Source organism: Halobacillus sp. Marseille-P3879, assembly GCF_900240285.1.
Taxonomy (GTDB): Bacteria; Bacillota; Bacilli; order Bacillales; family Halobacillaceae; genus Halobacillus_A.
This window is the reverse complement of sequence record NZ_OESS01000003.1, coordinates 525,340-539,490: the sequence shown is the minus strand read 5'-3', so window position 1 is coordinate 539,490 and position 14,151 is coordinate 525,340. Positions and strand designations below refer to the sequence as shown.

Genomic DNA, 14,151 nt, shown 5'->3' with positions numbered 1-14,151 from the left:
TTTTTGTATTAAGAAAAAAATCGAAATTTTACATATATATCCTGTTTTCTTAGCATATCGGTTCGTTTATTGCTGAATCAATTGAATTCCTCTCCTGTGTTGTTATGATAGTAGGAAAAAGATTCATAGAGTGCTAGTTTCATAATTACTACAAGAGAGGTGAGGAGTTATCATTCTATTACCAGCCACATTTAAAGTAAAAAGACTGGTTATTCTAACAGCGATTATAACAGGAGTAGTCACTCTGTTAAGTGCTCTTCCAGTCAATGCGGAAGAAGGAACCGACTACCAGGTTGATGCGACATCGCTGCACGTTAGAAGTACACCGAGCATGGACGCTCCAATTATTGGCGCCCTGGAAGACGGGGCTTCTGTAACCGTATACGAGAAGGACGGGAATTGGGGAAGAATTGAGTATAATGGCTACACTGGATGGGTATCCACTGACTTTTTAGTTGGATCAGATTCACCGCTCGAAGGTGTACGTATAACCCTTGATCCGGGACACGGGGGTACAGACCCAGGAGCCATAGGGGTAAATAGTATTTATGAGAAGGATGTTAACTTAAGTACCGCTCAGCGTACATACGATCAATTAAGCGACGCCGGTGCTACTGTTACAATGACACGCTCAGGAGATCAATATGTAGATCTGGATGAAAGAGTCAATATCAGCCACTCTTACGATACTGATGCGTTCATTAGCTTTCACTATAATGCCAGCGCTTCTTCGAGTGCCCGTGGAATAAGCAGCTATTATCATGATGACAACAAAGACTCATCCTGGGCAAGAACCATGCAGAATCAGCTGGTCGGCAAGACGGACCGTCAAAACGACGGCGTATTTCAAGAGGATTTTCGTGTAGTAAAAGATAACCATGCTCCAGCAGTTCTTCTTGAACTAGGTTTTCTGACAAATCAGGAAGAAGCTGAAGTGGTTCAGACCGAAAGCTATCAATCCACAGTCGCAGATGCGATAACTGAAGGTGCAATTGATTACTTTGATGAATAATAATATAAAAAAAGCCCGCTGCTCTGTCCGCAGCGGGCTTTACTGTCTTATTCTTTTTTTATTTCCTTCGTACTTCTCACCGTATCAATGGGTCTGACAGCTTGTTCGATTTGTTCCCGCTTCGGTTCAAGCATTGGAGGAAGGGATAGTTTCTCTCCTAATGTTTCATAAGGTTCATCACCCATGAAACCCGGCCCGTCCGTTGCAAATTCAAAAAGGATCTGCGGCGCCACATTAACATAAAGAGATTCAAAATAGTGACGATTCACATACCCGGAAGTTCTAAAACCAAAGCGCGGCATCCGCTCAATCCATTCTTCCAGAGCATTCCGATCCTCCACACGAAAGGCCGCATGGTGAACCGTGCCGTACCCCTGCCTAGCTGGAGGAAGAATGGGATTATACTCAACGATAACCTGCGCTCCGTTCCCACCTTCTCCTACTTCAAACAGGTGAAGCGCTCCTTCTTCCCCAACTTCTTTAAATAGAAGCACCTTTTCAAGCATTTCCTTAAAGTAATCCAAATTATCGACCCGGACGTAAAGAGGTCCTAAGCCAGTGATCGCGTATTCTAATGGTACCGGACCCTTCTGCCATGGAGTCCCTGGTGCAACTCCCTGGTCATGTTCATCCGAGACTAGCTCGTAGGATTGATCATCAAAGTCAACGAACGGAAGAACCTTTTTCCCAAACCGGTCCTGGATTCCGTTATGCTTAACTTCGAGACGGTCAAATCGGTCCTGCCAGTAATCCAATGCATCATTGCTTGGTACTCGAAAAGAAGTCTTAGCAATCTCATTTGTTCCGTGTGAACCTTTAGGAATGCCGGGAAAATCAAAAAACGTCATATCTGTTCCTGCACTTCCTTTGTCATCAGCAAAGAAAAGATGATATGTCTGAATGTCGTCCTGATTTACTGTTTTTTTAACAAGGCGCATTCCCAATACATATGTGAAAAATTCATAGTTCTTCTCAGCACTGCTAGTAATCGCTGTTACATGATGAAGACCTTTTAATTCATTCATAATTCATTCCTCCATTCGGAAGTTATACTGAGCCTTTGTTTCTTCTTTTATCCTATCGTTTTTTTATCTCAAATTCAAGATATTTTACCTGGAGTTAAAATCATCGTAAAGCATGATACAATAGAAATAGATGCTTATCGTAAGAAAGGAAGTTTATCATCATGGTTAGTACTAAATTAAAGACACTTTCCCCTTCCTATGACCCGTGGGAAGCTTATATGGACGTCGAAGAACATGGAGAGATGACATTATCAAATGTCGAATTCACAACGACTTACTTATGTAATATGCGCTGCGCTCATTGTGCTGTTGGTTACACGCTGCAGAATAAAGACCCTGATGCTTTGCCTGTAGAACTTTTGACGAAGAGATTGGACGAAATTAAACACCTGCGTACCCTCAGCATTACAGGCGGCGAACCAATGCTCTCAAAAAAATCAGTCAGGGAGTATGTTGTTCCTTTATTAAAATATGCCCATGAGCGGGGAGTAAGGACGCAGATTAATTCCAACCTAACGCTGCCATACGCTCGTTACGAAGACATTATACCCTATTTAGATGTTTTACATATCTCTCACAACTGGGGAACCGTCGATGAATTTGCGGAGACCGGGTTTGCTTTAATGGAACGTAAGCCTTCCTTTGAAAATCGTGCCGGCTACTTTGAACGGCTGGTGGAAAACAGCCAGGCCTTGTCTAAAGAAGGTGTAATGGTATCAGCAGAAACTATGCTCAACCAGCGCACGTTTCCTCACTTAGAAAAAATCCATGATCATGTGCTGGAAATGGGCTGTGCGCGCCACGAAATTCACCCGATGTATCCTGTGGACTTTGCAAGTAATCTGGAAACTTTAAGTTTAGAGGAAATGAGAGAGGGAATTAACCGGCTCCTGAGCCACCGGGATCCGGACACATGGATGTTGTTTGGCACCCTTCCTTTTTACCCTTGCAGCTCTTCACAGGAAGATTTAGAGATGCTGAAACGGTTAGACGCTGCCAGAAACGTAACTGTCCGTAATGATCCTGACGGTCGCTCACGCCTGAATGTGAATATCTTTTCCGGTGAGATCATCGTAACGGATTTTGGTGATGAACCTTCACTAGGAAGAATCCAGGATACTTCTCTTCCTGAGGCTTTTACGAAATGGATGGATACAAATACAGCTAAAGCGTTAAACTGTCACTGTCCGGCCGCCAAATGTTTAGGACCGAACCTATTAGTGAAGAATACGTATTACCAGGATGTTGATTTTCAAAAGCGGGAGACGAATATTACTTTAACCCGATAAAAACAAAGCCGCATTTCTTCTACAGAGATGCGGCTTATTGTTTGTTAAAAGTCATATTCTTTTACAATTTTTTCAGTGATAAGATCATATCCTTTTTTATTCGGGTGAAGAGCATCACTAAAGTATTCCTCTGACTTTTCTTTAAAAAGATCATTCGTTGAAATAAACTTGATCCGTCTATAATTATCAACTACAGATTGACTCTTTTGGTTCCAATCAGTAACTTCTTCTTCAATTTCCTGGGAATCAGGGTAAGGATTATAAAGTCCCAGGAAAAGAATGGGAGCATCCTTATTTTCATTCCGTATAATATTAAGGATTTCAGATAAATTATTCTCGTAATCTTTCTTCCCGGATTCAATCTTCTCTTCATTAATAGAAGTCAAGTTTCCTCCATTACTTTCGATTAAATCATTTGTACCAATAAATAAGATAAAATAATCTGCGTGATTTAAGTCACTCTTTATATTGGTTTGCTTTACTTGTTTTAATAAACCATCTGTCTGCTGGTCAGGAATACCATAGTTCTCCACCTGCACGCTGGCGTCTTTATTATCTTTTAACAGCTGTTCCAGGTCCTCTACAAATCCGTGCCCGGACTGATCACCGATACCGTACGTTAACGAATCACCAAGGGCCACCATTTTTTCCGTTTCTTCAGCCGAATTGTTCTTTATTTGGTTCCAGTTTACCACCCAGACTCCCGCTGCCACTACAAGAACAAGGCTCGCTGCATATATAAGTATTTTCTTCATCAAAGTTCCTCTCCTCCTGAGAATGTAACTTACCCCTTTCTTAAGGGGGTTAAACGATTAGGAAGAGAACTTTAATATGAGCCGAATAGATTCACTTGTCAATTCTTTGCTTTTCGGTGCAGAAGGCCCAATGCTTCCGCCTTCTCTGAGCCATTATTCTTAAAGTAGGACTGGAATATCCGCCGGGCCGTTTCTTTATCGTAGGTACCATTGATTACTTGCGGCCACTTCTCCACTTCTTTCATTGTGATTACACGTTTTTGCCGGGGCTGCAAGCGGACAATTACATCTTTATACCCTAATACGGCTAATGCTGCCATCCTGTGTTGGCCGGCTGTTATGAGAAACCTATAGTCTCCTGGTTTTTTTAAAAAGTAGCCGCGAACATACCCGTCTTTGTATTTTGCAGGGTGGTAGCCTTTTTGCTTCACGGCTTTATACACAGAAATGATGCGCTGTAATTGTCTCTCCCCAAAACGCTCGTGGTTGGGACCAAAATGCTGGTTATTGCCCTCAGGGATATTAATGCTTACTCTCCATGGTAAAGGTTCCCATTGCTCTGTTGAAGAGGAATTTTTTCCATCTTCTTGCTCCAACAAGCACTCCATTAATGAGGTGGGCTGATAGTTAGTATAGAAACGGGCCAATATGGAATCTTTGTACTTAAGATTTGGATTGTCCTCCACCTGCTTCATCGTTTCACACAGGTAATGCCAGCCTTCTTTCGTGTAAGTGAATCCCTGCCAGTCACAACATTTCTGGATAGGTACCTGGACGATTACCGATTGACTATTTAACGCTTTTTCTCTTTTAGGAATGCCCATCCACTCTCTCCCTTCTAATCTATGGCAATCTTTGAAGCAACGGTTTCATTTTCTCTCTCCACAATCGATCGATCTTTCTGAGGGAATTTCGCGTAATTACATAGCCGTTCTGATGTTCATTTTTAAAAATACGAACTGCTTTTTCTACAGTAGGTTCATTTCCTTTATGCTTGTACACTGCTTTTTCACTAAAGGTAATAAGCTCATCAGCTTTTTTCCATGTTTGATTGGCAGCTGCCGAGTAACCTAATCCAGTTAAAGTCATGAGGGTCCCCATCCCCCTGCCGTCCTCTGCAATCAGCAAACTTGGTTTTCTTTTTCTTAAAAACCAGATGTGAGCATGAAGTCGAAAGCCAATATGAGCATCACACTGCTTATAGAAACTTAATTTCTCCGCCCCTCCCGACAGATCCTTAATATACACCTTATGCCGGTCCCAATTTGAAGGAATCAAAGCAGAGAACTCTCCATAGTATTCGTGAACCGTTATGTAAACGTCACACGAGAATTCTTCCTTTATCCGGAGAGCAAGCCTATAGCAGGCAGACCAGTGACGGCGGTTGCGGGGAAGAGATAAAGCTACATTCTTTACTGTTTCTGGAAGCTGGGGAGTCTGTCCAATAGAGGTAGTCTCAAACAGAGCGCAGTCTCCAGTAGTCCCATAGCAGGGGATCCGGTTACTTCGCAGCAGCACTTCAGTGGTAAAATCACGTGTTGAGATAAGTCCGTCTAATCCAATAAGTTGAGCCTTGTCCTCTTTAATTATCTTCTGGTTCTTTGCCTGTCTGAAAGTCCCTGGATAAGATCCCCACCCCGCACCAATGACGTAGACGGGTACCTGATGCTCCTTTGCTTGCTGTAGAAGTAATGAACGCTTCGGAGGGAGTAATTTACTTCCCTGAACGATTGGACGTAACGCCGGCACAATGACCGCTCGATACTTGCTGATGTCCGTTACAGTTTCTACACTGTCATCAACTAAACTGAAAACATCGACACCTAGCTTCTTCCCTTTTGCACGCCTGATCAGTCTCGTCAGGCTTTTACAAATCAAATCATCTCCTGAATCCCTTGATCCTTTCTCTCCATATGTAGAAAGAAGCAAGTATGACATATACTCCCCCCTCTTCATCCACGCTTTCATTATATGCCTGGTGAAAGTCGGTTATGTCAGAGCGTAAACAAAGAAACCCCGTGGCTTCTTCGAAGCCACGGGGCAGATCGTCACGTATGAAATTCTACACCATCTGGAACAGCATTGACGTAACCCGCACGGATCACATAGTCCCCGAAGTGTTCATTTTCTTCTTTTTCTCTGGCGAAGTTTTGAAGCATAGGTTTTAGCTCCTCAAGAATTTCTTCCTCGCCAATATTCTCACGATACAACTTGTTCAGGCGGTCTCCTCTAAAGCCGGCTCCGAGATACATGTTGTACTTGCCTGGTGCTTTGCCGATAAACCCGATCTCACCTAACGCTGGCCGAGAGCACCCATTTGGACATCCGGACATCCGGATAATGATCTCTTCTTCACGAATCCCGGATTCATCTAAGATGTCCTCTACCTTATCGATTAAAGAAGGAAGGTAACGCTCTGATTCAGCCATCGCCAGTCCACACGTTGGAAAAGCAACGCAAGCCATAGAATTCTGCCGCAACGCGGAGTTATGCCTGCCATCGGTCAACCCGTATTGGGCTGCAAGGTCTTCAATCTGCGCCTTATCCTCTTCTGCCACATTTGAAATGATCAAGTTCTGGTTTGGCGTCAGTCTGAAATCCCCCTGATGAACTTTGGCGATTTCACGCAGTCCCGTCATCATTGGATAATCTTCTGTATCTTTCACCCGGCCGTTTTGGATAAAGAGAGTGAGATGCCATTTGTCATCTCCCTTCACCCATCCATAACGATCGCCATTATGATCAAAAGAGTAGGGACGTTCTTCTTCAATGTCCCATCCTAATCGGGCATTGAGCTCCTGCCTGATCCAATCAAGGCCTTTTCGATCAACCGTATATTTAAAGCGGGCATTTTTCCGCTCCGAACGGTTTCCGTAATCACGTTGAATGGTAAGGATTTTCTCTGCGACTTCTAACGTTTGCTCTGGTTTACAAAAACCAAGCACTTTAGCCAATTGGGGATATGTATTCGTATCCCCGTGAGTCATGCCCATGCCGCCGCCTACGGTTACATTGAAACCTTGCAGCTTGCCATCCTCTAAAATCGCTATAAATCCGAGATCCTGAGAAAAGATATCTACGTCATTTGAAGGAGGAACTGCCACTCCAATCTTAAACTTCCTCGGTAAATAAAGCGGGCCATAAATCGGCTCCGTTTCTTCTTCTCTGCTGTCGAGTACTTTTTCTTCGTCCAGCCAAATTTCATGATATGCTCTCGTGCGCGGTAGTAAATGGTCACTGATTTGTTTAGACCACTCATAAACTTCAGCGTGGATATCTGACTGATACGGATTGGCATTACACATCACGTTACGGTTGACATCTCCACAGGCAGCGATCGTATCCATAAGGGCTTCGTTCATGCCCTGGATCGTCTTTTTCATATTCCATTTTAACACGCCGTGCAGCTGAAACGTCTGGCGCGTTGTCAGCTTAAGCGTGCCATTTCCGTTGGTATTCGCCAGCTCATCCATAGTAAGCCATTGCTCTGGAGAAGCGACTCCTCCGGCCAGGCGGACACGAATCATAAATTGATAATTGGGTTCAAGCTTTTGCTGTTTTCGTTCATTTCGTACGTCACGGTCATCCTGCATGTAACTTCCATGAAACTTAAGAAGCTTCGTCTGCTCATCAGGAATGCCTGCACTTAAACGTTCAGCAAAGCTTTCGACAAGCGAGCCTCTTAAGTAGTCACTTTGGTCTTTTATCTTTTCCATTTCACTCGGCGGTCCGTGCTGCTCAGGAAATCTATTGTTCGTCATGATTTCTTCCCCCTTCCCCTTAATAAACGTCACGCTGGTAACGCTTTGCTTGACGCATGTCTGCCAAGTATTGTTCAGCTTGTTCGTCGTTCATTTGTCCTTCTTCTTTTAAAATGGTTAAGAGCGTTTCCTGAACGTCTTTTGCCATATACTGCTCATCTCCGCACACATATACATGAGCCCCAGACTGAAGCCATTCATACAACTCTTTGCTGTGTTCATGCATACGATGCTGCACGTAAACCTTCTCGTCTGTATCTCTTGAGAAAGCGACGTCCATCTTCGTCAGGACGCCTTCTTTTAACCAGCGCTGCCACTCCGTTTGATAAAGAAAGTCGGTAACAAAGTGCTGATCTCCAAAGAACAACCAGGTGTCACCGCTCGCTTCGTTCTCTTCCCTTTCTTCTAGAAAAGCGCGGTAAGGGGCTACCCCTGTTCCAGCCCCTATCATGATTACAGGGGTCTCTTCGTTCTCAGGAAGCTTAAAGTTCTGGTTCCGCTGTACGAAGACCGGAAGCTTATCTCCTGGTTCTGACCGTTCTGCACATTGAACAGAACACACACCTGAGCGAGGGCGTCCATGCGCATCATATCTTACTGCCCCGATCGTTAAATGAACCTCGTCAGGGTTAGCTTCCGGACTGCTTGCAATTGAATAAAGACGTACTGGTATCTTACGTAGAATGGCAATAAAATCATGGACAGACGCATCCCATGGTCCGAAGTCCTGCAGCAGATCAAGTAAATCGCGTCCTTCAGTATAAGCTTTCAGCTCTTGAGAGTTCTCAGGATCAACCAATTCTTTAAGTGCTTCATTTGAGGTAAGAGCAGCCGCTTTTTCAAGCAGTGGTTTCGTTAAACTCGTAATCTCAAAGTGGGAGGTTAAAGCTTCACGTAAAGCCCGGATTTCTCCTTGTTTGTTAATTGTTACTGTCTCTTCAGGATTCCAGTCCATCAGCTGAATCAGTTGATCAACGAGTGACGGGTCATTTTCTGGAAAAATACCTAAACTATCACCAGGCTTATATTGAATACCTGTTCCCTCAAGATCAAGCTCGAGGTGGCGCGTTTCTTTGTTAGATCCACGGCCATTAAGATTAATATTTTCCAAGATTTCAGCGTTGAATGGGTTAGACCTTGAATAAACCGTCTCACTTGTCTGATTCAGCCCAGGAGCCGCCTGCGGCACGTCACCTGTTTGATTTTGACCAGTGTCAAGCTCTTCAGCTACTGCTTGAAACCACTCTTCCGCCGGCTCTTCAAAATCTAAATCACAATCCACACGATCAGCGATTCGCTCAGCACCTAATTCCTCCAGACGCTGATCGAATTCTTTACCCGTCTGACAGAAGAATTCATAGGAACTGTCCCCTAAAGCCAAGACAGAGAATCGTACCCCGTCAAGTTCAGGCGCCCTCTTACTATGAAGAAAATCATAAAAAGACAACGCATTATCCGGAGGATCTCCGTCTCCGTGTGTACTTGTTAAAATTAACAAATCTTCGACTTTTTTTAATGCTTTCGGTTTAAAGTCATCCATCGAAGAAACCGTCACATTAAATTGCTGCTCTTTCAGCTTGCCGGCAAATTCTTCCGAAAGAGATTCGCAGTTCCCTGTATGAGATCCATATAAAATCGTAACCTCTCTCGTAGGATTTGCTGCTGCAGTACCGCCTGCTTCTGAGGTTTGCGGCGGATCCTCAATCCCGGCGCCGTTCAATGGCACAGCTAAATAGCCGCTCAGCCAAATTCTCTGTGTTTCCGTCAAGGTAGGAAGCACACGGTTTAATTGTTCCGCCTGCTCCTGATTAAAAGGACTGTTCTTTTCCTTTAATTGCAACATTTCCACCTCACTCCACTTCACATTGTAATCATAGTTGTTTAGTCGGGTTTAACTGTAAAAAAATATCTGAAATCGATTCTTACCCCATCTTAAACACTAACAAAAAACCCTCGCTTCTGAATAAAAAGAAGAGAGGGTTTAATCGTAATCTCCATTCTTCTTATTTCTCAGACGCTTCATGCCTCTGCTGGAATTGGCACAGTATCCTGTTTTGACGAATAAGACCCGTTGCCGAGGCTTCACAGGGCCAGTCCCTCCACCTCTCAAAATAAGAAAGCTCGTATACAATTATAATAAAGTCATGAATGGTAAATATAATATGCTGATTTCGACGAATTGTCAATACATTCCGAAAAAATGATAACCTTTAATATATAATAAAACCAATGTTGGAGCAGTATCACAGCGGAAATTCTTTTTATTTTTATCGGCTCCTCATTAATTTTCACGGTAACTTTCATGATCTGTGTAAAGTAATAAAAAAATCCTGTTTTTATGGCCAGTTTCTATGAACCTATTCAGTAAATGAAACATCTATGAGCATTCATACTATACGGAATCGTTTCGCCTTCATACAATATCTATTGACAGGAAGGTTACTTCTTAAATAAAACGGAAAGAGAAGAAGGCTATATGCGAAGATACAGACATAGAAGGAGAAACTCGCCGTTTTGCCTATTTCCAGGTTACAACTGGTGTGGGCCTGCCTGCAGCGGCCCCGGCGAACCAATTAACGCCGTCGATGCCGCATGTAAAGCGCACGATCTGTGTTACCTGTATTATGGAGACTATTGCGCCTGTGACAGGGATTTCATTTATAGATTAGAAGAATTAGCGAACCCCTACACAAGGGAAGGCCGCCATGCAAGAATGATGCTTCGCTATATGAAGGCGCAGAAGGTAGTCACGTGCGGACTTTCATTAAAAAAACCGTGGTTTTTATACTGAAAAACTCAGACCCTCAACACTCTGAGTTTTTTGCATTTTCCTACTCCAGTACGATAAGGTTAAACGGACTCCTGCAATAAGCGGAGGTTTCCTCAATGCCCTTCTCCCCCAATTTGAAATCGAGTCCTCCACACCCCTATCCTATCTTAGAACAGCTCTCTTACATAAATTTCTAATGCTGCAAAAGGCTTGACCCTTCTCAAAATACATGCGATAAACGGTTTAAGAAAACATTGTGAAAAGAGTTCAGCGGTGTACTATAACACCTTAGCTAACTGAAAACTTATACGCGATTCAAACCTGTTGGGTTATGCCCGTCTCTTCTCATGGACGAAACCATTAAGAAAAGAGTTTTAACGTAAAGGGGAAACTGAAATGATTACAATCCGTACTGCTCGTAAAAAAGAAATACCACTCATACGCAAGCAGCGTCTGCAAGCCTATGAGGAGCATATAAACACCATTCCAGCTAAACATTGGCAAGCTTTAAAGAAAGCCATTACATCCGATTCGGATGAACAACCAGGAGTGGAGCTGCTTGTAGCCGAGGTAGATGGAGAAATTGCAGGCAGTACCGCTCTGTTTCCTGCCAAAACAGATGCTTATGATGGATTAGTGGATGAACTGGATTATCCAGAAATTCGAGTCCTCGCTGTTGCTCCTGACGCCCGGGGAAAAGGGATTGCTTCTGCCTTAGTGGATGAATGCATTCGTCTTGCAAAACAAAAAGGGTATCATTATATTGGTCTGCATACGGGAGAATTTATGCATAATGCAATTGCTTTATATGAACGTTACGGATTTAAGCGATTGCCTGAGTATGACTTCGAGCCCGCAGACGATGGCATCATTGTTAAAGCATTCCGATTGTCTTTTAATCAAGATGAAAACTAAAAACACCCTATCAAGCTGCGGAAAAACTCGACAGCCTGATAGGGTGTTTTCATCTAGTTATTTCACATTCTTTGTTTCTTTTACGGCTTGTGTCGAACTTCACCTTGTACTCTCGTAATTCATTTTTACTCTCCAGCAAAAGCTGTCACTTGCCATCCATTTAGACAGCGCCTCGATATCCTTGGAAAACACCCGGTCCTCTGTAATACCAGGTACGATTTTTCTAGCTTCTATCAGCAATTCTTTTGCAGCAGAGGAAGCATTCAACTCTCCTCGATATTCCAACGCCTGCATAGCACATATCAATTCGATGGCAATTACCTTTTGAGTGTTTAAAATGATCTGATAGGCGTGACGAGCCCCAATGGTCCCCATGCTGACGTGGTCTTCCTGGTTTGCTGAAGAGGGAATAGAGTCCACACTGGCTGGGTGGGCAAATGTTTTATTTTCAGACACAAGTGAAGCGGCAGCATATTGCATAATCATTGCGCCCGACTGCAGTCCTGGATTCGGACTTAAAAAAGCAGGCAAGCTATTGAGTTGTGGATTGACAAGTCGTTCCACACGCCGTTCAGAGATATTGGCCATTTCCGCAACAGCGATTTTTAAAAAATCCACCGCAAGTGCAATCGGCTGACCATGAAAATTGCCTCCCGAAATCACCAATTTGCCATCTTCAAAAATTAATGGATTGTCTGTGGCCGCATTGATTTCAATTTCCAATTTTTCTTTTATATAAGCGAGACTCTGCCATGATGCTCCATGAACCTGAGGAATACAGCGGAGAGAATATGCATCCTGTACTCGTTTTTCTCCTTGATGAGTCGTCAGTTGGCTGTCATGAGTAAGATACCGGATTCGTTCTGCGACCTCAATCTGTTCAGGATACCCGCGTGCTTCATGAATAGCTGGGTGAAAAGCATCAATAATTCCCTCTAACGCTTCTAACGTCATGGCAGCCACCCGGTCGCTTTGTTCAAGTATGCGTTGAGCTTCAATATAAGCAATGACTCCCATCGCAGTCATAGCCTGCGTTCCATTTATCAACGCTAGCCCTTCTTTCGCTTTCAAAGAAAGCGGCTGATACCCCAGCTGTTTATAAACGTGTGCTGTCTGCTGCCTCTTCCCTTTGTAATAGACTTCCCCTTCTCCGATCAGTACTAAAGCGAGATGAGAGAGTGGCGCTAAATCTCCGGAAGCTCCTAATGAACCCTGGCTTGGTACAACAGGAATGACGCCTTTATTAGCTAACTCACGTAAACGTTCCACTACACAAGTACGTACCCCGGAGAAACCTTTCAGCAGCGCATTTAATCGTAATACGAGCATCGCTTTGCTGACTTTTTCCGGAAATGGTTCCCCAACCGCACAGGCATGAGAACGAATGAGATGGAGCTGCAGGTCGTCTACGTCATGATTATGAATGCGGACATCACTGAACTTGCCAAAGCCAGTCGTAATTCCATAGACTGTTTCTCCCCTGTCCACAATACGTTCTACGGCTTCCCTGCTTTTTTTCACTTTTTCCCTACTGTCGGAGTCGATTTCAACCAATTCATTATTATAAAGGATGTTCTTAAGCTGTTCGATCGTTAACGCGGAACCATTTAATACAATCACCCAACACCTCTCCTTTCCTAAATAAAAAGGAGACGACAATGGCATACCAAATACCATTGCCGCCTCCTCATAACTCATGACTATAGGCAGCTTATTACCCTATATGATTAATCCCGAGCCCGAATGTCTCATGCTCGAGCCCTTTGACCGGCGCGCCAATCGTTCCATAGAAAGCAACCGCCAGCCATTCCCCTTCATCAAACTTCTCATACGGAGATCCGCGAACGACAGCAAAACGAAGTCCCACTGTCCTCATCATATCCCCGGCAGCCATCTGTCCCCGCATCACGCCTTCCAGCGCTTCTAATATTGCATGATAAAGCGCGTGCGTTTCACGGTATAGTTCCTCCGATATTATATGATTTCTTTTTGCTGACGTTTCCACAGCTGATATTACTTTCTGCATGTTCATCGAGCCTGATTTTCCACTGCAGAAATCGATATCTCTTAACTGATCGTTAAATGGTTCAAGCTCCTCGTTTGAAAGAGAAGCCAGAAGCATCGCCAGCTTCCCGATTGGTATCTTTTGAGTCATCGGTTCCACCTGATTTCATTTGTAATTAAATTGTAAACGCTTTCTTATAAAAGAGTCAACTTTCTCTTACATTCAATAGTCGAATATCCAGCAAGGGGGTTCTGCGAATAAGTAAAGACAAAAAACCCTTCTGATAATTATAAAAAAAGTTAAAAACTAAGCCCTGGTAACAACATGTATGCTTACTTGAGCCAGGCGATTCCTTTATTTTATATGTTTTCCATGACGCTTCCCCTTAAATGATCATGCGATAAAAGTCATTAGATCACATCAAAAATGTGATGAAGCAGTTTCCCTATTCCCCTGACGAGCAGAATGGCGAGCCGAATCGGGTATATTAGTAATTCAGGAATCCAAAATATTAATTCTAAGATGATGTCTTTTAACCCATTTTTATCCTTTTTAGTTTTTTTAAAGTATCTCTTCACCTCTTATTCTCCTTTATAGAACGAATTAAATTATGAGTATT

13 protein-coding genes and 1 riboswitch are annotated in these 14,151 nt (G+C 43.4%); of the genes, 4 read left to right on the top strand and 9 right to left on the bottom strand.

Translation table 11 applies throughout. The features are described from left to right. Positions 1–169 precede the first annotated feature (169 nt). Positions 170–1,012, top strand: coding sequence for an N-acetylmuramoyl-L-alanine amidase (locus C1A12_RS17030; protein WP_306417025.1), 843 nt, complete (start codon positions 170–172; stop codon positions 1,010–1,012). 47 nt (positions 1,013–1,059) lie between these two features. Here C1A12_RS17030 and C1A12_RS17025 read toward each other — a convergent pair whose 3' ends face one another. Further along, positions 1,060–2,037, bottom strand: coding sequence for a ring-cleaving dioxygenase (locus C1A12_RS17025; protein ID WP_101845748.1), 978 nt, complete (start codon positions 2,035–2,037; stop codon positions 1,060–1,062). A gap of 161 nt (positions 2,038–2,198) precedes the next feature. On the opposite strand from C1A12_RS17025, the gene yfkAB reads away from it, so the two are divergent. Continuing rightward, on the top strand, positions 2,199–3,326 hold the full coding sequence (gene yfkAB / locus C1A12_RS17020; protein WP_101845746.1) for a radical SAM/CxCxxxxC motif protein YfkAB: 1,128 nt from the start codon (positions 2,199–2,201) through the stop codon (positions 3,324–3,326). 44 nt (positions 3,327–3,370) lie between these two features. Here the strand turns inward: yfkAB and C1A12_RS17015 are convergent, their stop codons facing one another. The 5 genes from C1A12_RS17015 to C1A12_RS16995 form a co-directional block, all read right to left on the bottom strand. Next, complete coding sequence (locus C1A12_RS17015; protein ID WP_101845744.1) at positions 3,371–4,081, bottom strand: GDSL-type esterase/lipase family protein; 711 nt, start codon at positions 4,079–4,081, stop codon at positions 3,371–3,373. A 98-nt stretch (positions 4,082–4,179) separates the two neighbouring features. Then, positions 4,180–4,905 (bottom strand): hypothetical protein, encoded by a 726-nt coding sequence (locus C1A12_RS17010; protein WP_101845742.1) that lies wholly within the window; start codon positions 4,903–4,905, stop codon positions 4,180–4,182. Positions 4,906–4,924: 19 nt separating this feature from the next. Beyond that, positions 4,925–6,019 (bottom strand): polysaccharide pyruvyl transferase family protein, encoded by a 1,095-nt coding sequence (locus C1A12_RS17005; RefSeq protein ID WP_159462218.1) that lies wholly within the window; start codon positions 6,017–6,019, stop codon positions 4,925–4,927. 110 nt (positions 6,020–6,129) lie between these two features. Then, complete coding sequence (cysI, locus tag C1A12_RS17000; protein ID WP_101845739.1) at positions 6,130–7,842, bottom strand: assimilatory sulfite reductase (NADPH) hemoprotein subunit; 1,713 nt, start codon at positions 7,840–7,842, stop codon at positions 6,130–6,132. Positions 7,843–7,861: 19 nt separating this feature from the next. Continuing rightward, entirely contained in the window at positions 7,862–9,682 is a 1,821-nt protein-coding gene (locus C1A12_RS16995) for an assimilatory sulfite reductase (NADPH) flavoprotein subunit (RefSeq protein ID WP_101846536.1), read from the bottom strand. A 160-nt stretch (positions 9,683–9,842) separates the two neighbouring features. Beyond that, positions 9,843–9,960, bottom strand: a riboswitch (SAM riboswitch). A 358-nt stretch (positions 9,961–10,318) separates the two neighbouring features. Between C1A12_RS16995 and C1A12_RS21440 the strand changes: the two genes are divergently transcribed. Both C1A12_RS21440 and C1A12_RS16985 read left to right on the top strand, forming a co-directional pair. After that, positions 10,319–10,633 (top strand): phospholipase, encoded by a 315-nt coding sequence (locus tag C1A12_RS21440; RefSeq protein ID WP_101845737.1) that lies wholly within the window; start codon positions 10,319–10,321, stop codon positions 10,631–10,633. A gap of 375 nt (positions 10,634–11,008) precedes the next feature. After that, positions 11,009–11,527: a GNAT family N-acetyltransferase gene (locus C1A12_RS16985; protein WP_101845735.1), complete on the top strand. Its 519-nt coding sequence runs from the start codon at positions 11,009–11,011 to the stop codon at positions 11,525–11,527. 99 nt (positions 11,528–11,626) lie between these two features. On the opposite strand, the gene hutH is transcribed toward C1A12_RS16985, so the two are convergent. From hutH to C1A12_RS21260, 3 genes are all read right to left on the bottom strand, one after another. After that, complete coding sequence (gene hutH / locus C1A12_RS16980) at positions 11,627–13,147, bottom strand: histidine ammonia-lyase (RefSeq protein ID WP_101846534.1); 1,521 nt, start codon at positions 13,145–13,147, stop codon at positions 11,627–11,629. Between the two features lie 94 nt (positions 13,148–13,241). Beyond that, the gene (gene hutP, locus C1A12_RS16975) at positions 13,242–13,682 is read right to left on the bottom strand and encodes a hut operon transcriptional regulator HutP (RefSeq protein WP_101845733.1); all 441 of its coding nucleotides are present in this window, start codon (positions 13,680–13,682) and stop codon (positions 13,242–13,244) included. Positions 13,683–13,942: 260 nt separating this feature from the next. After that, positions 13,943–14,110 (bottom strand): hypothetical protein, encoded by a 168-nt coding sequence (locus C1A12_RS21260; protein WP_200816611.1) that lies wholly within the window; start codon positions 14,108–14,110, stop codon positions 13,943–13,945. Between the last annotated feature and the right edge of the window lie 41 nt (positions 14,111–14,151).

Excerpts from the sequence above, each read along its gene's own strand:
- C1A12_RS21440 (WP_101845737.1), top strand. The coding sequence starts at position 10,319 with ATGCGAAGATACAGACATAGAAGGAGAAACTCGCCGTTTTGCCTATTT.
- C1A12_RS16985 (WP_101845735.1), top strand. The coding sequence starts at position 11,009 with ATGATTACAATCCGTACTGCTCGTAAAAAAGAAATACCACTCATACGC.
- C1A12_RS17015 (WP_101845744.1), bottom strand. The coding sequence starts at position 4,081 with ATGAAGAAAATACTTATATATGCAGCGAGCCTTGTTCTTGTAGTGGCA.
- C1A12_RS17005 (WP_159462218.1), bottom strand. The coding sequence starts at position 6,019 with ATGTCATACTTGCTTCTTTCTACATATGGAGAGAAAGGATCAAGGGAT.
- C1A12_RS17010 (WP_101845742.1), bottom strand. The coding sequence starts at position 4,905 with ATGGGCATTCCTAAAAGAGAAAAAGCGTTAAATAGTCAATCGGTAATC.
- yfkAB (WP_101845746.1), top strand. The coding sequence starts at position 2,199 with ATGGTTAGTACTAAATTAAAGACACTTTCCCCTTCCTATGACCCGTGG.
- C1A12_RS17025 (WP_101845748.1), bottom strand. The coding sequence starts at position 2,037 with ATGAATGAATTAAAAGGTCTTCATCATGTAACAGCGATTACTAGCAGT.
- cysI (WP_101845739.1), bottom strand. The coding sequence starts at position 7,842 with ATGACGAACAATAGATTTCCTGAGCAGCACGGACCGCCGAGTGAAATG.
- hutP (WP_101845733.1), bottom strand. The coding sequence starts at position 13,682 with ATGACTCAAAAGATACCAATCGGGAAGCTGGCGATGCTTCTGGCTTCT.